The following is an 18684-nucleotide window of genomic DNA, read 5'->3' on the forward strand; positions in this document are numbered from 1 at the left end:
TGGCTGAAAGCTTCTTCTCGAACTTAAGAATGAACTCGTTCATCAGGCAGATTTCTAAAGTCGGGATAGTGCCAGAACAGCAATCTTCTATATCGAGCTGTTCTATAATCCCCAGCGGATCCATCAAACCTTGGAATAGTCAGTGCGGTAGCATTTGAGCAGGCTAGCAGTGAAATTCCAAATTAAACGGTCCGGAAAATACGGTTAGCTCAGTATGTCTCCTATTAATTAACGATATAAACAATTTCCCCTGGTTGGGGCACTCTTTCCTCTTTCTTGATCAGCACGTCCAGGGCACTCCGGTCCGGCCAGTATTTCAGTCCTGAGACTACTACTTCCCCGCACTTTCCGAACCGAATCAGGTCTCCATTTTTGATGTGAAGCTCATTTTTAGAACTGATGCTGATTGACACGATCCAATCCTCATGCAACGAAAAAATTCTTTGAACATCACCTATTTTATTCATAAGGTACTCCTAACGTCTTGAGATCAGCCTCAAACTGCTTGACCCTACTTACATTGATGGCGTTTTCCGCATCAGATATTCCATATGCGGATCGATTTTTTACGAGACGTTTTGCGGCTTCATATTCTGCCATTGCTTCAGCTCCAGCATTTCCATACTTCCTTGTCCACTCCGCAAAACGCCCTGTTCGATGTTGGGTCGCATGTATAAGCTCTTCAAATACGGTACTTGGACTAGCACCGGGCCTAACAAGAATAGTTTCAGCATTGAAAGTGACACCTTCAGCTCCCCTGGTTTCAAGATATCGAAGGGCATCCTCTGAATTGTCGATCACTTTTCCTTGCCTCTTGAAAGCTTCCTGAATTCTCTTAAACTGCCCTTCCGGCATTGGGTCAAAAGATGCTGGGCGTTTGCTGAATAACTCAGCCGTAGCCTTGCCAGCCTCCTTGGCCTTGTTGGCAAGATTTGCGACGTCATCCACCCTGTTGGCGACTTTCGTAGCGTCATCTACCTTCGTGGCTACTGCCCCGAGCTTCGAACCCTTGGCGACTTTGTCCACTCCTTTGGTCCCAGCCACAATGTTGACTATTTCAAACAGGCCGCGCCCGATTGCTTCACCCGGCCGTCCCTCCTCCCAAGCTTTTACATAGGGTTCTTTTACCGCCTCCCAAACTACACCGGGATTATCAACAATAGTCGAGACAACCTGTTCTAGTTTCCGGTTAGACTCTTCCCATTGCTCACGATCTACGAGCATACCAATAAGAGATACATTAAATGCACCCACAGCAAGATCTTTGACTCCGACAACTGCCTCTTTACCAGCAAGCCATACCCCTGTAGCCACATCACTTGCTTGTTCCGCAAATACTTTTGCAGTACTACCTACTCCACAATCACTATCATTGAAAGGATTACACCATTCCCAATCCGTGCCAGCGGTATCTGTTCTATTAATTGGGTTGTTGTCACAGTAAGTGTAATAATTTAATCCGCCCTTTATCCCAATTGGATCACAGTTCGTCCACCTTCCTAACCACGGTGCGTAATACCGCACACTGTGGTAATATAAACCACTCTCCTCGTCGTGCTCCTTACCCGTATACCGATATCGCTTTAAGCTCACTTCCGACACACTGCGCCCCGCCTGATAAGAGGTACTACCATACGGGTAATATTCCTCATAAGAAATCACCCCCCCTTCGAAATCCAGTTCCAGATTGGCTGAACCTAAATGATTGCCGAGCTGATAACGAATGATCGGGGACAGCAAATCGTCGCACGCATCCGCATCCTGTGTCTTTGTCTCCACCAACGCAATGCGTTGCTTATCATCCATGATATGCAGCGTTTCCCGCGTCAACGTGATTTCCCCACACTTGCGTTTGCGGTAAATCTCAAATCCACCGAGATATATCCGCTCTTCCACGGTGCTGCCGTTGTGCTCATGAACTTTCCGTACACGCTGACCACTTGCATCGTAGACGTAGTAGGCTCTGCCGCCCCCACCCAAACCCACCGCCCGCAACTGATCCTTGAAATCCCATGCCATCTCCGCCAGATGTGGCAATTGCAGCATGTTGCCGTGAATGTCGTAGGCATAGGTTTCCGTCGTCTCGCCTACCCGCGTGTCGCTCAAGCGGTTACTGTTCTGACCAGGATCAAGCAAACTGAGTTCTTTGTACTGATACTCACGCTTCCAGCCGGCATGATGCGGATTGGTACCGTGATGCAGTAAACGCAGGAAATTGCCGACCTCGTCGTACTCGTAGCTTTCCCGATAAATCCCCATTGCTTGGCCGTCACCCGGATGGAGCAATCCCACGCGGGATTGGTCGCTATGACTGGTTGGCACCGGTCCAAACGGGCAGCCGTTGGCTGACTGCCCCAGATGTTCGCGCCCGGTAGCCTGGATCAGCCGGTAGATGGCGTCGTAGACATAATCAGTGCTGGGTTCGACCTGGCGATTGCGGAAAAAAATCGTCTGCTGAGCCTCGTCACGAATGTGCGTGATATTCCCCGCTGGGTCATAGGTGTAACTCAAGTCCTGTAAACGGGTGTTACGTCGCAAGGTCTTTAAAGTGGTCAAGCGGAAAGTCTTCTCGTCATACGCATACTCGGTCCTGGTACCATTGCCGTGTTCGATCCGCTCCCGTTGCCCCTTTGCGTTGTAATTGATGTTGGTCACAAACCACGTTGCGGTCTCTGTGCCGCGTAGATTAACCTGCAGTTTTTCCAACAGATTGGCTTCGTTATAGGCAGGCTGGATAAGGCTTTTGTCCGGCGTAGTCAGTGTAATGGGCCGATTGAGAGCATCGTAGCCGTTGAGGCTGACAAAGGTTTCATCTTCCAGCTCTGGCTGCTGGCACCAGTCAGGGGTGTGTTTGTAGTTCTGAACCAACTGGCGTTTACTATGGAGTAAATTTCCCTTGAAGTCATAGGCTTCGCTGGTGACCACACCTGCACCATCGAAAACTTGAAAGACACGAGTCCGGTGATTATGGGCTTCCCCTTGTTCCTCGCCGTACGCGGTACGCTGGTACAAGATTTCCCGTGAAACGTCATTTGCATCCGTGTCTACAACAAATAATCCCAATGGCCGCCTTAGCGGATCGTATTCAGTACGGAAGCGATGTCCCCGGCTGTTCCAGGCGCGGACCGGTTTGCCCACCACGTCGTTCAGCATCCAGCGCTCACCCGCCTCCATGCTGGCCTGATGGATGCGGTTGCCGAGCATGTCGTAGTCATAGCGCATGACAAGACGATCTTTCGCGTCGACAACCGCACGTTGATTGCTTTCGATGTCGAGTTCCGTTCGGGTGGCGTATTTTCCTGTCGGACCATTGTCGGCTATGCTCAGGAAGGGACGGCCCAGGGCATCGAAATAAGCAAGCGTTGGAGTATTCGCATGATGCGACGTTTTCTCTGCTGCCTGCCGTTCCAAATCGCCTTGAGGTAGGTTGATGCGTTCCTGGTGCCAGGTAGGCAGATAATCAGTGGCCGGTAAGGCACGGAAGAAGCCTTGAACCTCTGTATCTGCGTCTGGATCGAGCAATACCGTGTCGTTGACGTCCCAGGTCTCTTGCCGCCATGGATCGAACACAACCTTCTCCCAAGTGCGATTGGGATGCAGCGTCGCGACGACCCGTTCGATGGGATCATAAAAAAGGATGGGGCTGACACCCTGCTGTTTGGCAAATTCAAATCTATGCGTGTTACTGAAGAACGGCTCGTATTGGCGCACAGATTTGCCCTTGTTATTGAAGATTGTCCAACCGCTTCCCACCCAGCGGGTTACGGTATGAACGCCGTCTACTTGGCCTGGCTCTGCCTGAATCTTCTTCTGGATTTCTCGGCCAAAGCCGTCGGAATAGGAGAAGCTGTGTTGAATCTTGGTCTTACGTCCCTCCGGCAGGTCGGCTACGTGGGTTTCCCGAGCCAGCGTATAGACCATTGCCGATTGCAGATCCGGCTCGTTCCTAGTGCGTTGATAGGCGAACAGGTCGTAAACCAGCCTTGTCGTTGCTCGGTTCAAAATCGAATGCGGATCAACACCAGGATTTGAAAGATGGTCGAGGACGACTTCGTCACTCAAATCAACCTCGAAGCCCTCGAGCGAATCGCCCAGAGTTTCTTCCAGTTTGCCCATTACCGCCGTGCCCACTACCATGCCAAGCGCGTCGAACGCGACCTCGGTGCGGTTGCGGTTCGGGTCCATGATCAGCCTTGGTTGGAGTACTCTGTAATCATTGCCCTGCTTGATGAGGTTGCCGTCGGGATCCCTTTCGCCGACCGTAACGCGATTGGCAAGAGCATCCCGGGTTTCCTGCATGAGCAGATTGTAAGTATCGTAGCGGACGAAACTCTCGGTAGGGACTTCCTCTGTGTGGAAGGGATTACGGTATCGATGGGGCAGGAAAAAATGCTGACGGGCAAACGCAAGCTCCTCGGCCGGGGTGTCGGCGCTTTCCGGCGAAAGGAACATCCGCCCTGAGGGGATCCACCAGTTGCAATCGCCCTCATTATGAACATAACGACCGTCGTTTTCCAGCATGGCATCGGTCACACGTGCCCCATACACGTCACTAAGCAGTCCTGGCGTGAAAGCAAGTTTGTAGCTTTCATAGGGTAACGCCATTGGCTCAAGCCCTCCTAGCGGAAGCGGCCGGGTCAGATCATCGCGGATGTACAGCGAGCGCATCTGTTCGATAAAGCGTCTGTACGGATGCTTATCAGTGGCGAAAGTCGCGTATACATCCTCATAGGGAATGTCATGCGCCCCATCACATGCAGCAGCGACCAATTGAACCATCTCATCGAAACGGAACAGATTTGTAATGTGCGGGAGATCGGCTGTCGGCATTGCCTTCAATAATTCGAAGGTGCGGCTTTCACAAGGTAATGGCGTCCGGTAGCCTTCATCCTGACTAATAGCATTGGTAAACCGGTTCTCGCTATAAGTAATATGCATGCGCCGTTGTTTTTCGCGGTCTTCCTCCTTGAACCCGTTTTCCAGTTCTCCGTGGCGGCGTCCATAACCAACGGCGACCGATTGAAGAACATTGCCGTAATCGTCTACGGACAGGGTGATCGTGTGGGAGACGCGAGGATCAGCCAGCCTGTAGTGGCAGCCTTCCACCTCAATAGGGTATAGTTTTCTCTCATAATGGAAGTCAACGGTCTCGCGCGCGTGCGTGAAAAACACGGCAAATTTGTTTTTGCCGTGGGGTTGTAGGAACTCAATAGTGTAATTGCGCTCTGATATGCGATAAGGACTGCAAGCCTCTTCGGTTTCATCGAGCGCATAGATTTCCTGTCGCAGGATCGATCCTTTTAGGGCACGGCAAGCTTCCCTCTTTTCCTCTTCCGATAAAGAGACCGCAACATGTTTTTCATTTCTGCACCGTATGGTCTTTGGCAATACAATGTCATCAAGCAGCATGGATTTCGCCAGCTCAACATCTAATCTTCTTACATTCCCTTCATCTAAGCTGGATTCAAGCCAGTACTCCTCCTCGAAATGCTTGGATATTTCCCCGACTTCCCGGTAAACGCCCGTGTGGAACCAGGTTTTAGTCAATACCGGAGGGAGGTGGGAAACGGCATCGATGTTTGTTGCATTCGGAAATGTGGAACTCGCGCTGAATGCAGCGAAATCTTCCGTATCCCATTGCTCAACCATGCCGAAACCACGGAACTCGCGTTCGATCCCATCAAAGTAGCCGTGGTGATAGGCATAGCGCGTGACAAACCTGTTGCGGCTGATTCGGTCATAAGTTTCCACTCGCTCCACCACGTGTACCGGGAATGGAATTTTGGTAATCCATGGCTTACCCGATAACTTGTCGGCAAGATAAAAGCGGGTGGAAGGCGCATAGCGAACGTGCGTTTCTGCTCCTAAGTTGTTGGCTGTCTTGATCAGCAGATGAGGTTTCTGCCCGCCCATCAGGTCGACATAACGCATGGATCTGCGTGTCTCAATGGGCAACGGGGAGGACCAGATCAGACAGGCCGTGCCATTACCCAGCAGATCGGCCACTTGTATCGTGGCCAAGTTGTCGGTAGCGGGAAAAGGGACCAGCTTGACAGGCTTACTCCAGCTATTGCCGGACTGATTGAAGTAGAGACGAATACTATCTCGCCCCAGATAAATGACATCCGTCACTCCCGAGCCATCGATGTCAGCAAGCCTTATGCGTCTTGGGTCGAATAGATCGGGTGCCTCGAACCACGGGGCGTTGTCCATTCGTACCTTGGTACCGAACCGACCGTACCCTAAATTGGGCCAGTAGCAAACTTCGCCATTGCGAACCCGCAACAGATCGGTTAGGCCATCACCCGAAAGATCTGCAAGAAATATCGAGTCGGTACCATCGGCAAACACCAGCCGGGCGCCTTTTTCTTCATCCAGCATTTGATGCACGCGCTGTGAAGAACCAAAGCCAGCCTCCGCAAGAGAAGCGTGCCAACAAAAAGCATGGTCTTCCGTAATGAGGATGTCGGCATGTCCATCGCCAGTCAGGTCGACGAATTTAAGATTGGGATTGCTCCAATCCAGAACCGGGAGAGAGGTGAAGGGTTCGAACTTGTCCCAATCTTCATCGTGCGTGCGTTCGTAAAAACCGGGAGTCGGTCCAACAAGTTCAACAAGATCGAGCCGGCCATCACCTGCGAGATCGAGCAACTGTTGGCGGCCGGAGTTCAGGGCTGCCAGAGAAGGCTTTTTGGCAACCATTTCAACAGGACCGAAGCGAGCAGTAACGCGCTCCTCTCCCTGGCAAGTCTGCACGTTGATGGGACTCAGATTAGGTTTGTAAAACCATTCATCCCCCTGTTCAGTCAGAATGCTGGATAAACCTTCGCCATCTAGGTCGACCCATTGATAACGCGAGCCATCCAGTCCGTAAGGCAGGTTTTCCAGGCTTTCGGGATCGACTTCCTGAATCTCTCTGCATATCCTGGGCTTTGTATATCCGAATTCCAGCGGCGGCAGTGATTTTTTGAGATACAGATCATTTTCCAGGCGTTTGTAGCCCGACTGCGTTACCGATAGCAGAAAGGAAAAGATGGGATTGTGGGCATCGGTAGGGTTTTCTTCGTGAGAATAGGTGAAGTCGGTTGAACGTACCAGGCAATTAGCCCCAACCCCAGGCTCTTCGGGAAAATGATGAAACATTAAAACCCGCTGGCACAGGCGATACGTGCGCACCTCGAACCCGGCACGATAAGTGGAAAATGCATCTGCTCGGGACAGCCACCCGGCATTGCCCGAAGGCATGGGCGAGCCTTCATCATGCTCGCCGTAGTCGAAGACTACTTCGAAGAGCCAGTCGCTGGGTAGGGGTACCAGCGGCTCGTTTTCCTTTAGTGTTGGGTGGTACGGGGTGCGGTTGCCGTATTGAATGTGCTTGAGATATCGATTAGCAGAACGAGACTGTGAAGTGCGGTTTCTTTCATTCGCCAGGCATAGGTCGATGTTATCCGAGTTTTCTTCCTTATACCGATAGGCCATGACGTTGCCTTTATCGTCATAACTCTCGCAGATAAGCCAAGTAAAAATACGCGCGGAATCGGCAGCGTCGGCTATCCGGCTTTCGGGAGTCTTGCCGTACCAGGTGGTGAGATTATCGCGGGTGATGGATCGCCAGAAAGTATCTGACGGATCGGATTGATTAGTCCAGCGCTCGATGCGGGCAAAGAGGCCATCTATGCGAGGACGATAACGTTTGATATGGTAGCTTTTGGCGTCAACCGTTCGTGTTGGTAATGATTCCGGCCGCCACCTGCCGTCGCTTTCCACGAGGCAAGGGACCAGGTCTTCTGCGCCGGACAAAATGAATATGTCCGACTCCTCAGTGTCCCGATACTTCGGCAGCCCTTTATCAGTCTTGCGGGTAATAGAAGGTAGGGACAGGCTCCACCCGAAGCCGAATGTTCCATTGCCTGCACCGGAGTCATAGGATATCGAGAGCTGAGGCTCAAAGCCGGACCGACCGGGAGAGGTTACGATAGGTATCGACATGGAACTGGTGCCTGTCACTGGATTGGCGGCGAACTTTTCACCCATACCGCGAATAGCACCACCACCCTTCGGAAGGGCTATCGTTGGGGCAGACTGCCAGGGTGCCCCCTTTGCTGATGCCTCGTTCTCCTTCCGAGTTTCTGCACCAGCTGGATGCTCCATTTACCCCCCTCCAGAGAGAATTAGTTCGAATTTATCGGTAGATTGGTCTGCTGCAAACTATCTTCTCAACGCAGTGACGGTACTCACATCAATCCAGTTTGCGTTCGTTGATCTGCTCGACGTCGATGCTGGCAACTTCACCCTTGCCTGCAGTATAAACAGCAGTTACATCAATGCTGAGGGCGCTCTCGATCACTAGAAATCCTTCAAAGCCATGAATGACTTGCAGATCAAATTTCGGTCTCGCATCAGCACAGTCGATTTTGATCACCTGATCGCCTTTCAGCGTTTCAGTAATCCATTTGGTGTTGAAACCGCCTGCGAGCGCGATTTTTAGACGCAGCTTGACCTCTTTTTCGTAAGGATTATGGATGTTGATGGCAGTTTGATAACTGCCAGGCAAAAATGAGCTTGTAGTTTGTGATGTTCCCGGAATGTTGGCGGTACAAATAAATTTCGCCGCGTACTGATAGCAGAATTCTAGCGGGGCTGCGGTCTCTGTTTTGGTAGTGGCCATGACTTTCCTCCTTTCTATGACTGAGTCCTGCTCTCCAAATAACCAGCTGTTTGTAAAGCGTAGTTCATCATTTGGACTTCCTAGTTCCGTATTGAGGCACATCTTATTACCGGCAGCCCATCGCATGCTTATGGATTTCGCGTACCGCATTCACCTTCGTGAGCGATGAAACGCGTGCGCTTGCCGCGTCACGTGCGTTTTCATAGATCTTGCCGTTATAACCGCAAATTGGTTTGAACTGTTCCGTACACCTCGTCGGTTTAGGCTTGCAAATGCCTGGAGCGTCCGCTTTATTAGGATGAGCAAGACCAACCCGAACTAGCACCTAAAATTGAATACCATTCTTCATCCAGGCTAACACGCTAGTATTAACTCTTTATAGTTTAAAAAATAGAAAAGACAAGTATGGAGCTCGTGCAAATTGCCTCAATAAATAACTGTAGGGGTTTGTTAAGAGATTACGTTGTCATGGCCGTAGCTGGTATTACACGATTTGAGCTGGTTGGTGCTGGTGGCCATTGAGAACCGGGACAAGCGCGCCGGCTACATTGCCATGCAACAGGTGTCCGTCGTGACGCGGGACAAAGTGCGCAGTTTGTTAAGCGGCATCTTCCGCGTGGCCAATGGGTGCGTAGTGATGCATTGCCTTCGCTGCTGGAGATCGGCAAAACTCAGCACCATGCCGCGCGTGTGACTCCGCCTGCTTTGGCCGGTCAATGGCTGCCTTGGGTGCATATCGCGATTTGGCAACTCAAGGCATTTTTGCTGGGAACCTATCACGGTGTGTCGGCCGAGTATCTGCAAGAGTATCTCAATAAGTTCTGTTATCGCTTTAACCGGCGAGAGTGGGAGCACATCAGACGCATACCCAAGTTAAACTGAAAATGGTTTAGAGGTATATACTTATTATCCATTTTTGATTAGCGCAACTGAAGTCATTGGTGGGTACCATGGATATACCTAAAAGACCCGAGCCTGAAATTGAAATCGTGATAAGACGCTTATTTTCTGATAAGGCCAGTGAGTCCGACTTCTTCCCAGCAGAAATACTCATTCTGCCACCCGGAGAAAGAAGCATATCTGACGAGGCCTCTGTCACGGTCTCCAGATACCGCATCGGCAATCTTGAATTACTAAGCGCTCCAAAAAAAGCTGGCCGGCCTAGATCCGACCGGCGCCACGCCGCCATCTTTGCCGAATTTATGTATTTGAGACACTTGGGCGATACGAAGTTAGCCGCACGTAACAAGCTTCTCGAAAAATACGGTTATGCCGACGAACGGGGGGTGAGACGAATCACCAATGCCCCGGAATGGGACGAATCATGTTGGGCTTGCTGCATCGGTGCCAATACGCATAAGCGTCCAATTGTCACGTTATTTGACAGAAGAGAGCCGGGATACCTGCGAGGCTTCGAGGACAGTCTTTTGGCGGCAAATGGCATGGGGTGGACCTGGACCGAAAGGTGGAAGCAAGCTCGATGGGGAAACATACAATTAAAACCCACTGACCCGGTTCCCCCGGACCTGTTTACCCATAACAGATATATCCTCGAGACTTTTCCGCAACATAAATGATTATCCCTGCCATATATCGAATGATTCATCTGCTCAGGAGGACATGAATAGAGGATATTAATAGGGGGGGCATAAATTCAGGTCATACCACATCGATTTTTGCCCATTATGGGAAAGAAATTCTTCCTCTAAGCTTCTGCTTGTGCATAGCAAATCCCTTGCTGCAACAAATAGGAGGAATTTCCATGAACCTGATCATCCAGTATCGTCCCATCACTGCTCTCCACCTCGATTCGCGCAATCCGCGGGTCCATACTTCCCAGCAAATCCGCAAGATCGGTCAGAGCATCGAGAGCTTCGGCTTCAATGTTCCGGTCCTCATCGATGATACCGGCAAGGTCCTGGCTGGCCACGGCCGCGTCATGGCCTGCCAGAAGCTCGGCTGGGCCGAGGTTCCCACCATTCAGCTGAGTCACTTGACCTCCGAGCAAGCTCGGGCGTTCTCCATCGCCGACAACCGCCTCACCGAAATAGCCGAATGGGATGATCAGCTGCTGGCGCAAAGCCTGCGCGAACTGGCCGCCGCCGATCTGGACTTCAGCATTGAAGCCACCGGCTTCACCATGGGTGAGATCGACCTGCGTATCGATGATCCGGCCTTGGGTAAAGCGGCTGACCCGGATCCCGCTGACCGGATAGAAGAGACCGGGACGAATCATCCGGTGAGCCAGACCGGCGACTTGTGGCAGCTCGGCCGCCATCGTCTGCTGTGCGGCAATGCCCTGCAGCCGGAGAATTATACCGTCCTGCTGGAAGGCAAACAGGCTCACATGGTCTTTACCGATCCACCTTATAACGTTCCCATCAACGGCCATGTCAGCGGCAAGGGTGTCATGCAGCACCGGGAATTCGCCATGGCCGCGGGAGAAATGAGCGAGGCCGAGTTTGCTGATTTTCTCACCGAGGTGTTCCAGTGTCTGGCCCGGCACACCCTCTCCGGCTCGCTGCACTACCTCTGCATGGACTGGCGCCATATTCATGAGATTACCGCTGCCGGCAAAGAGGCCTATAGCGGCCTCAAGAACCTCTGCGTCTGGGTCAAGGATAACGGCGGCATGGGTTCGCTCTACCGCAGCCGCCATGAACTTGTGTTCGTGTTCAAGAATGGCACCGCCCCTCACCGCAACAATGTCCAGCTGGGTACCTACGGCAGGTACCGCACCAATGTCTGGGAATATCCCGGCGCGCATACGCTCAGCCGCCAGGGGGAAGAAGGCAATCTGCTGGCGCTGCATCCTACTGTCAAGCCGGTACAGATGGTCGCTGACGCAATGCTTGATTGCTCAGCACGCGGGGATCTCGTGCTCGACCCGTTTCTCGGCAGCGGCACCAGCCTGATTGCCGCAGAACGTGTAGGACGTTCCTGCCGTGGCATGGAACTCGATCCATGCTATGTGGATGTGACTATCCGCCGCTGGGAACGGCATACCGGAGCAGAGGCCATCCATGCCGCCTCGGGCATGACGTATGCCGCGCGCGAAACATGGATGCGCGAGCAAAGCCGGATACGGGCACAAGACCGGTCACAGGAACAAACCAGAATGCATGAGCAAGCCACGACGCAGGAGGCGGGCCATGTCTGACAAGAATCCCAATGACAATGCCTACGAAATAGGCTACAAGCGCCCGCCACAGTCCACGCGCTTCAAGCCTGGCAGGAGCGGCAATCCCAAGGGGCGCCAAAAGGGTTCCAGAAACTTCGCCACCGTGCTGGAAGCGGAGCTGAACACGCGTATTTCGGTCACGGAGAATGGCGTCCGCAAGACCATATCCAAGCGCGAAGCCACCGCTAAGCATCTGGTCAATAAAGCCGCCACAGGCCTGTTGCCCGCTGTCAAGCTCCTGCTGGAGCAGGAACGCCAGCAGGAGAATGAACAATCTCCGCTATCGAATGCGCCGCGGGATCTGTTGCCTCCCGACCACTTGGTACTGAAGAGCTTGTACCGGCGGCTGATGCAGATGGAAGCCACGCCTGCAATCGCTGCGGCCGATGAAGTCCGGTCACCGCAGCAACGGATGGAAGATGCCCAGGCAGATGATGTCCGCTCATCCCGGCAGCAGATAGCAGCAGCCAGCAGTAGTGGCAGCAGTACAGGGGCGGATGGCCTGCCACGGGCATTTGATCCTCTTTGTTCGCCTCGCCAGGACAGTGGCCGTGAATCTGACTAGCCTGGGTGCGACCAGCGTGGAGATGGACGCTGTATTGCGTCATGACCTTTATAGCTTCGTCGAGCGGGCCTTCTATGAATTGAACCCGGAAACACAGTTCGTGCCCGCTTGGCATATCCATGTAATCGCAGCCAAGCTGGAAGCCTGCCATCGGGGAGAGATCCGCCGCCTGATCGTGAACCTGCCGCCGCGGCATCTGAAATCCCATTGCATCAGCATTGCGTTCGTGGCCTGGTATCTGGGTCATCATCCCGCCGGACATGTCATCTGTGCCAGCTACGGCAAGGACCTGGCTGAGAAACTGGCACGCGATTGCCGCGCGGTGATGCAGAGCGCGTGGTACCGCTCTGCCTTCGGCACACGTATCTCGCACCTGCGCCAGGCGGTCGACGACTTCATGACCACACAGCAGGGCACGCGCATGGCCACTTCGGTAGGTGGAGTGCTGACCGGCCGTGGCGCGGACTTGATCATTATCGACGACCCGCTCAAACCGGATGAGGCCTTATCCGACACCGCACGCAAGACCGTGAATGGCTGGTACGATAATTCCCTGCTCAGCCGCCTCAACGATAAGGAAAAGGGTTGCATCATTGTCACCATGCAGCGCCTGCATCAGGACGATTTGGTGGGCCACGTGCTGGAACAGGAAGGCTGGGAGGTCCTGTCGCTGCCGGCAATTGCGGAAGAGCCCCAATCCTTCGTGATCAATGGAGTGTTCGGCCGGCGGGAATACCGCCGCGCCATCGGTGAGGTCCTGCATCCTGAGCGCGAATCGCTGGCGTTGCTGGAACGCATACGCGGTAGCATCGGCGCCTATAACTTCGCCAGCCAGTACCAGCAAAGCCCCGTTCCTCTGGGCGGGGCTATCGTCAAAACCCGTTGGCTACGGTATTGCGAACCAGCCGATTGGCCCAAGCGCTTCGGGCGCGTGGTGCAAAGCTGGGACACGGCCAACAAGGCCACAGAGTTCAGCGATTACAGCGTGTGCACCACCTGGGGGGTGCACGAGCACCGTTTCTACCTGTTGGATGTATTCCGCAAACGCATGGAATACCCTGAGCTCAAGAAAGCGGCCAAGGAACTGCGGCACCACTACCCGGCAGCCAAGCTGCTGATCGAAGACAAGGCCTCAGGCACGCAACTCATCCAGGAGCTCAAACGCGAGGGGATCTACAGTATCGAACCCGTCCTGCCGCCCGCAGGTATGGATAAAATCATGCGGCTGTACATGCACACGACCTTGTTCGAGGAGGACAAAGTAATTCTGCCGAAATACGCCCCGTGGCTGGCAGGCTATGTGCACGAGCTGACCGGATTCCCCGGCGGCAAATACGACGACCAGGTAGATTCGACCACGCAGGCGCTGCAGTATTTGAAGCAACGCCGATCAACGATATATGATGTGCTATAGGCGTCATACGTGTTCAGTTTGCTGGGATGAGACGAGGCTGCCAGTCCGGTTGACCTGCCTGTAGGCCTGCATGATGCGCTCGGGAAACACGGCCTTGAATTTGAGCAAGGCCATGATCGCCCAGCGTTTGATCTCTTCCAGCGTTTCCGAAGGGGCATCGATATCCCCGTCTCGATATACCGCGATACGGCAGGCCCGGCGCGCCTCCAGCCGCTCCCAGCTGAGTTCGTAGCCCATCGCGGCTTCAATCTCGGCGCGGCTGGCAAACAGCAGTTCGAACAGCGCTTCGTTTTTGGCCTTGTCTGCACAGTCGATATAGACTTCGGCTCTGACCCGCCCCTGTTGCGCAAAGCTGGTGCTGTAGAGAAAGACCCGGGAGTTCTCCGATGAGAAGGTGTACCAGTTCTGCGGCTGTCCGGCACGTGCATTGGTGAACTGGTGCTGGGTGCGCAGATCATCGATCAATCCCTGAAAGTAGGTCCGGTATTTCTGCTTGATTTCGCTCGGCTCCTCATTGCGGGGCAGGGCAATCACCTCCGCCGGCGCGCACGCCAGATTAAAGGTATAGGCCGGACGCGAATCGTCGATCCTCACCACTGAAACTTCCAACGCATAAAACTGCAATCCCTCCTTCAAATGCTGGTTGAGGAAATCGATGGCGGTCTTGTGTTCCTGCCGGATTGATTCTGCGACCCATACTACTGCGTTGGCGCCAAGGACGGATGAGTAGGTGATGATCTGGCCCAGATGGCAATGGTCCGTGCGTCCGTATTGGTTTTCGATCACTACCACCCGGTTGGTGGACAAGTCGCGCGCGACGATATCGGCTGAGAAATTGCCCGCCGAGACTTCGGTGCTGTCCAAAGTCAATTCCATGCCGAGCTTCTCGCCCAGGATATCCAGGTTCTCGGCCAGCCATGGGGTGAAGTGGGTCGCCTCGCCGGGCCAGAGGTCTTTGAGTGCCACGGGTTGGAGGAGGCCGAAATTCATGGTGCCGTCCAAAAGGGATAAGGGGCAGTTTGCGGAAAATGTAAGTAGAAGAGCATGTTTAGAACTCCATAGAAGGTTAAATGACACTCATAGTGTGCCATACGTTTCCTATGAAGTGTTGTATGCATACGAGGTATCGGAGAAGCTTTTCCGAATGAAAAAGCCGATCCAGAAAACTGCACATTTGACTGCGCGGCAGATATTTGCCAGAAATGTACGCCGTTACCGGCGCATCAACGATATCTCACAGGAACAGCTGGCCCTGATGGCCGGCATGAGCCGCTCCTATGTCAGCGGCGTCGAGCGCGAGGAACGCAATGTGTCGATCGATAATATGGGCAGGATGGCCGATGTATTGGGCGTAGCGCTCAAAGATCTATTGGACCCGGCATTATTCGAGCAGGTCGAAAAACGCTGAGGGTTGTAACCAACTATTTTTTTGTGATAGCCGGATGGTTCGGGTGTTGAATATCGCCGATCGACGGAGGCGGCAACTAGAATGTGCGTCCAGTACAGGCATTCGGCGGTTCGAGTAAAGCCTAGTTATCGCTCCAAACCGCCTACGGTTTGGCTCAGGCCAAGAAGAATACAGATATATCGTGGTAAGCGGCATGCCCCAACAGTGTCCTCGCGGCAAAAGCCGCCCATGACTTAAAAAGGAAGTGACTTTACACACCGAATTGGTGTAATGTGGTGCATATTAATTATGTGGAGCTAAACATGGCCACCAAAAGTAAGCAATCAGCAAAAATGAAAACAACTCCGGCGCTTCGCGCCTCTGTGAGTTTTCCACCCGAGATCTACCGCACGTTAGAGCAATTAGCAGAAAAGAAGAAAGTCTCATTTGCCTGGATCGTGCGGGACGCGGCAGAAAAATACATTGCCGAACAATGGCCGCTGTTCGGGAAGAGCTAAGAGAGAACAGGGATGAGAACAACACCTAAAACAAAGAAATCCCGGCTGAAATTAGTGACGCCTGGTAAGCGGGTGGTACAGCTGGCATTGTTGCGAACCATCGATTTGTTTTCAGGGGCAGGGGGGATCACCGAAGGATTCCGGCAAGCAGGATATCAGTGTCTTTACGGCAATGACTGCATGATGGAGGCGATGAAGACTTTTGAGCACAACCATCCTGAGGCCTGGTCGGATTGGCGCAACATTGAGGATGTGAAACCCATCGAAATCAGATCAAAGTTAAAGCTCGAAAAAGGCGAGCTAGATGTACTCGTTGGCGGACCACCCTGTCAGGGATTTTCAATTAATGCCCCTGAGCGATTTCTTCACGATCCGCGCAATAAGCTTTTCACGGACTATGTGCGATTTCTTGAAGAATTTGAGCCAAAGACATTCCTTTTTGAGAATGTCCCAGGTTTGCTCTCGCTCGGCGATGGTATGGTATTGAAGCGTATTCTGAGCGAATTCGGGAGATTGGGTTATTACGTTACAGTAAAGGTTCTCTTTGCTGCCCATTATGGCGTGCCTCAAGAGCGGTGGCGTCTAATTTTGCTTGGTTCCAAGCTGGGAGAAATCGCTGCACCGGAGCCTACGCATTATGCAATGGGACGAGCAAATTTTCGGGGTGGAAGCGGTGTTCTGACATTCCAGCTCGCGGAATCGGATAAAGCTCACCTCTTACCAACAGTAACAGTTGCAGAAGCAATTGGAGATCTGCCGCGCCTTGATATGGGCGAGGGAGCCGAAGCAATTGGCTACACAATTGAGGCTGAAAGTGAGTACGCGCAAAGGATGCGTAACCCTAAAGGTGTGGTTTATAACCACTTTGCTGCGAAACTTTCAAAGCAGAATGTGGAACGCATGAAGCACGTAAAGCCAGGAGGCTCTTGGCGTGATATCCCTCATGAATTGCTTCCAAAAGGAATGCAGCGCGCACGAAAATCTGATCACACCAAACGGTACGGCCGGCTCCGCAATAATGGATTAGCCGGGACAGTTCTCACCAAGTGTGATCCGCATTGGGGTGCTGCGTTTCTGCCCGATCAAAATCGGACTCTAACAGTACGGGAAGCGGCAAGATTTCAATCTTTTCCTGATAGCTACCAGTTTCTTGGTTCCCGCGTTTCACAGTATGTTCAAGTAGGCAATGCGGTCCCGGTGCTCATGGCAAAGGAAATTGGGGCTAGTATCCGTACTCACCTTGAGATGCATAGTGCTGCAATGACTGATCTGGAAGCTATACATGGCTAGTACCATTACGGAGTTTTTTGGCTATAGCCCTCTGGATAAATCGCTGGCGGCACAAACAGCACGCGACACTTTGCAGTGTCCGTTCCTTGAGCGGACTTGCGTAAAAACTCTCAGCGATGGGTCTATTAGTGGAGTTTGCACACTCAAACCAATGACAAGCGGGCCGGTAATCTGTTGCCCAATCCGGCTCTATTCTGGAAGTTACAAAATCCTTCATGATGTAACCTTGCAGTCGTTTGGTGATGGGATTGATCTTGTTATTGGGGGTGAAGTTACCCAGTACCGTGCTAAAAATCCCGGAAAGCCCTGTATTGCGGTGTTTGGAAAACGGTGGGGCAAGGAGCTGCGTCTGCCGAGCCGGGCTAAATCTGGTGCTTATTTCGTGGACTGGATTCTTGCTCATGTCGATCCTTCTGGACGGCTTCTCGGTTTCGTTGCTATTGAAGTGCAATCCATCGATACGACAGGAAACTATCAGGCCGAACGCTCGGCTCACTTGGCAGGCATCCCTTTCGCCGGAAGCAGCACAGCTGGGTTCAATTGGGAAAACGTCAATAAACGAATACTTCCACAGATCATCTACAAAGGGCACGTGCTGCGCCGGGAACCGCTCTGCCACAAGGGGCTTTTCTTTATCTGTCCAACACCTGTTTACAAAAAGATTGCTGAACGGCTGGGCGGCTCTTTGACCCCGATTCATCAACAATCGGGCGCAGTGACAATGATGTGGTATGACGTGGGACCGCCTGTGCCCGATGGCCAAATACGCAGCCTCGAACTGATAGGCCAATACACAACGACGGTTGACCAGGTGGCGCTTGCCTTTACGGCCCCAAGCAACTTGCCCCCGCCAAAAGTTTACGAGCAAGCAATCATCGCTGAGTTGTGAACTTCAGTATTAAGGCCAATAGTGCGGTCCCGCTTTTATGGCTACAGCTTGCGGCTTTACGCTGGTTTCTGCAAAAATCTTCAGATAAGCAGATTTAAGGTGACGGACAAGATTGACCCGGCGCGGCGGAGTGCAAATATGCGTGCAATCCGCAGTCAGCACATGAAACCCGAAATGATTGTGCGACAGCTCATACATGGTATGGGCTACCGCTACCGCTTGCACCAGCGGGATCTTCCAGGAAAACCGGATCTCGTTTTTTCATCCCGGAAAAAGGTGATTTTCGTTCACGGATGTTTCTGGCACTCCCATGAATGCGGAACAGCGCACAAGCCGAAATCAAACCTGGGTTACTGGATACCAAAGCTAGGACGCAACAAGGAACGGGACGCTGAGAACGTTGTAAAGCTGGAAATGCAAGGCTGGCGTGTATTTACTGTCTGGGAATGCGAAACCAAGAATCATGAGACTCTAAAGCAAAAGTTGCTATGTTTCCTTGCATAAGAAAATTCATTCATTAAGAAAGCGATGAGCGATATCGAAGAGAGCATTTTGGCGCGTATGTACAAGGTATCGCTGCAGTCATCGATGTGTTGCCAAGCTGCGACATGGCAAGGATGATTTTCAGGAAAGTATCATCGACGTTCCGCGATTTGGGAAGGTCCGTTTTACCTGCACACGCGTGACGCACAAATATCAAATCTTACTCAGCATTCCGGACAGCGATTGTAGCGGTTAAAGTAGCTTAACCGGCTTTCAAAAACAAAGGCCA

Annotated in this window: 14 protein-coding genes and 1 pseudogene; 10 read left to right on the plus strand and 5 right to left on the minus strand. The window is 52.5% G+C overall.

The genetic code is table 11. The features are described from left to right. Positions 1-224: 224 nt before the first annotated feature. From BMZ14_RS00525 to BMZ14_RS15570, 4 genes are all read right to left on the minus strand, one after another. Entirely contained in the window at positions 225-467 is a 243-nt protein-coding gene (locus BMZ14_RS00525; RefSeq protein ID WP_074793561.1) for a hypothetical protein, read from the minus strand. Further along, on the minus strand, positions 460-8151 hold the full coding sequence (locus tag BMZ14_RS00530; protein WP_074793563.1) for a SpvB/TcaC N-terminal domain-containing protein: 7692 nt from the start codon (positions 8149-8151) through the stop codon (positions 460-462). Before BMZ14_RS00530 ends, BMZ14_RS00525 begins: the two co-directional genes overlap by 8 nt. 88 nt (positions 8152-8239) lie before the next feature. Continuing rightward, on the minus strand, positions 8240-8668 hold the full coding sequence (locus tag BMZ14_RS00535) for a hypothetical protein (protein ID WP_074793565.1): 429 nt from the start codon (positions 8666-8668) through the stop codon (positions 8240-8242). Between the two features lie 106 nt (positions 8669-8774). Continuing rightward, positions 8775-8993 carry a hypothetical protein gene (locus BMZ14_RS15570; protein ID WP_074793567.1) on the minus strand — a complete coding sequence of 73 codons (219 nt, stop codon included), beginning with the start codon at positions 8991-8993 and terminating at the stop codon, positions 8775-8777. Between the two features lie 180 nt (positions 8994-9173). Here BMZ14_RS15570 and BMZ14_RS00545 point away from each other — a divergent pair. From BMZ14_RS00545 to terL, 5 genes and pseudogenes are all read left to right on the plus strand, one after another. Continuing rightward, positions 9174-9550, plus strand: a pseudogene (locus BMZ14_RS00545) (IS1595 family transposase); the annotation flags it as partial. Positions 9551-9618: 68 nt separating this feature from the next. Next, positions 9619-10245, plus strand: a complete 627-nt coding sequence (locus BMZ14_RS00550; RefSeq protein WP_074793569.1) for a hypothetical protein — start codon at positions 9619-9621, stop codon at positions 10243-10245. A 158-nt stretch (positions 10246-10403) separates the two neighbouring features. Further along, positions 10404-11828, plus strand: a complete 1425-nt coding sequence (locus BMZ14_RS00555) for a site-specific DNA-methyltransferase (RefSeq protein WP_218144949.1) — start codon at positions 10404-10406, stop codon at positions 11826-11828. Further along, positions 11821-12414 carry a DUF5681 domain-containing protein gene (locus BMZ14_RS00560; protein WP_074793573.1) on the plus strand — a complete coding sequence of 198 codons (594 nt, stop codon included), beginning with the start codon at positions 11821-11823 and terminating at the stop codon, positions 12412-12414. Before BMZ14_RS00555 ends, BMZ14_RS00560 begins: the two co-directional genes overlap by 8 nt. Then, complete coding sequence (gene terL, locus BMZ14_RS00565; protein ID WP_177186882.1) at positions 12401-13828, plus strand: phage terminase large subunit; 1428 nt, start codon at positions 12401-12403, stop codon at positions 13826-13828. Before BMZ14_RS00560 ends, terL begins: the two co-directional genes overlap by 14 nt. A gap of 3 nt (positions 13829-13831) precedes the next feature. Here the strand turns inward: terL and BMZ14_RS00570 are convergent, their stop codons facing one another. Continuing rightward, positions 13832-14830, minus strand: a complete 999-nt coding sequence (locus BMZ14_RS00570) for a DUF4268 domain-containing protein (protein ID WP_218144950.1) — start codon at positions 14828-14830, stop codon at positions 13832-13834. 142 nt (positions 14831-14972) lie between these two features. On the opposite strand from BMZ14_RS00570, the gene BMZ14_RS00575 reads away from it, so the two are divergent. The 5 genes from BMZ14_RS00575 to BMZ14_RS00595 all read left to right on the plus strand — a co-directional run bounded on the left by BMZ14_RS00575 (position 14973) and on the right by BMZ14_RS00595 (position 18416). After that, positions 14973-15236, plus strand: a complete 264-nt coding sequence (locus tag BMZ14_RS00575) for a helix-turn-helix domain-containing protein (protein WP_074793577.1) — start codon at positions 14973-14975, stop codon at positions 15234-15236. A gap of 302 nt (positions 15237-15538) precedes the next feature. Then, positions 15539-15733 carry a ribbon-helix-helix domain-containing protein gene (locus BMZ14_RS00580; protein ID WP_074793579.1) on the plus strand — a complete coding sequence of 65 codons (195 nt, stop codon included), beginning with the start codon at positions 15539-15541 and terminating at the stop codon, positions 15731-15733. 12 nt (positions 15734-15745) lie between these two features. Next, positions 15746-17023: a DNA cytosine methyltransferase gene (locus BMZ14_RS00585; RefSeq protein ID WP_083396564.1), complete on the plus strand. Its 1278-nt coding sequence runs from the start codon at positions 15746-15748 to the stop codon at positions 17021-17023. Further along, positions 17016-17912 (plus strand): NotI family restriction endonuclease, encoded by an 897-nt coding sequence (locus tag BMZ14_RS00590; RefSeq protein ID WP_074793581.1) that lies wholly within the window; start codon positions 17016-17018, stop codon positions 17910-17912. Before BMZ14_RS00585 ends, BMZ14_RS00590 begins: the two co-directional genes overlap by 8 nt. A gap of 99 nt (positions 17913-18011) precedes the next feature. Further along, entirely contained in the window at positions 18012-18416 is a 405-nt protein-coding gene (locus tag BMZ14_RS00595) for a very short patch repair endonuclease (RefSeq protein ID WP_074795378.1), read from the plus strand. Positions 18417-18684: the final 268 nt, after the last annotated feature.

The organism is Nitrosospira briensis (genome assembly GCF_900115125.1).
Lineage (GTDB): Bacteria > Pseudomonadota > Gammaproteobacteria > Burkholderiales > Nitrosomonadaceae > Nitrosospira > Nitrosospira briensis_A.

What these genes read in the sequence shown, in the direction of transcription:
- BMZ14_RS00525 (WP_074793561.1), bottom strand. Translation starts at nt 467, where the DNA reads ATGAATAAAATAGGTGATGTTCAAAGAATTTTTTCGTTGCATGAGGAT.
- BMZ14_RS00530 (WP_074793563.1), bottom strand. Translation starts at nt 8,151, where the DNA reads ATGGAGCATCCAGCTGGTGCAGAAACTCGGAAGGAGAACGAGGCATCA.
- BMZ14_RS00535 (WP_074793565.1), bottom strand. Translation starts at nt 8,668, where the DNA reads ATGGCCACTACCAAAACAGAGACCGCAGCCCCGCTAGAATTCTGCTAT.
- BMZ14_RS00550 (WP_074793569.1), top strand. Translation starts at nt 9,619, where the DNA reads ATGGATATACCTAAAAGACCCGAGCCTGAAATTGAAATCGTGATAAGA.
- BMZ14_RS00560 (WP_074793573.1), top strand. Translation starts at nt 11,821, where the DNA reads ATGTCTGACAAGAATCCCAATGACAATGCCTACGAAATAGGCTACAAG.
- BMZ14_RS00575 (WP_074793577.1), top strand. Translation starts at nt 14,973, where the DNA reads ATGAAAAAGCCGATCCAGAAAACTGCACATTTGACTGCGCGGCAGATA.
- BMZ14_RS00580 (WP_074793579.1), top strand. Translation starts at nt 15,539, where the DNA reads ATGGCCACCAAAAGTAAGCAATCAGCAAAAATGAAAACAACTCCGGCG.
- BMZ14_RS00585 (WP_083396564.1), top strand. Translation starts at nt 15,746, where the DNA reads ATGAGAACAACACCTAAAACAAAGAAATCCCGGCTGAAATTAGTGACG.
- BMZ14_RS00590 (WP_074793581.1), top strand. Translation starts at nt 17,016, where the DNA reads ATGGCTAGTACCATTACGGAGTTTTTTGGCTATAGCCCTCTGGATAAA.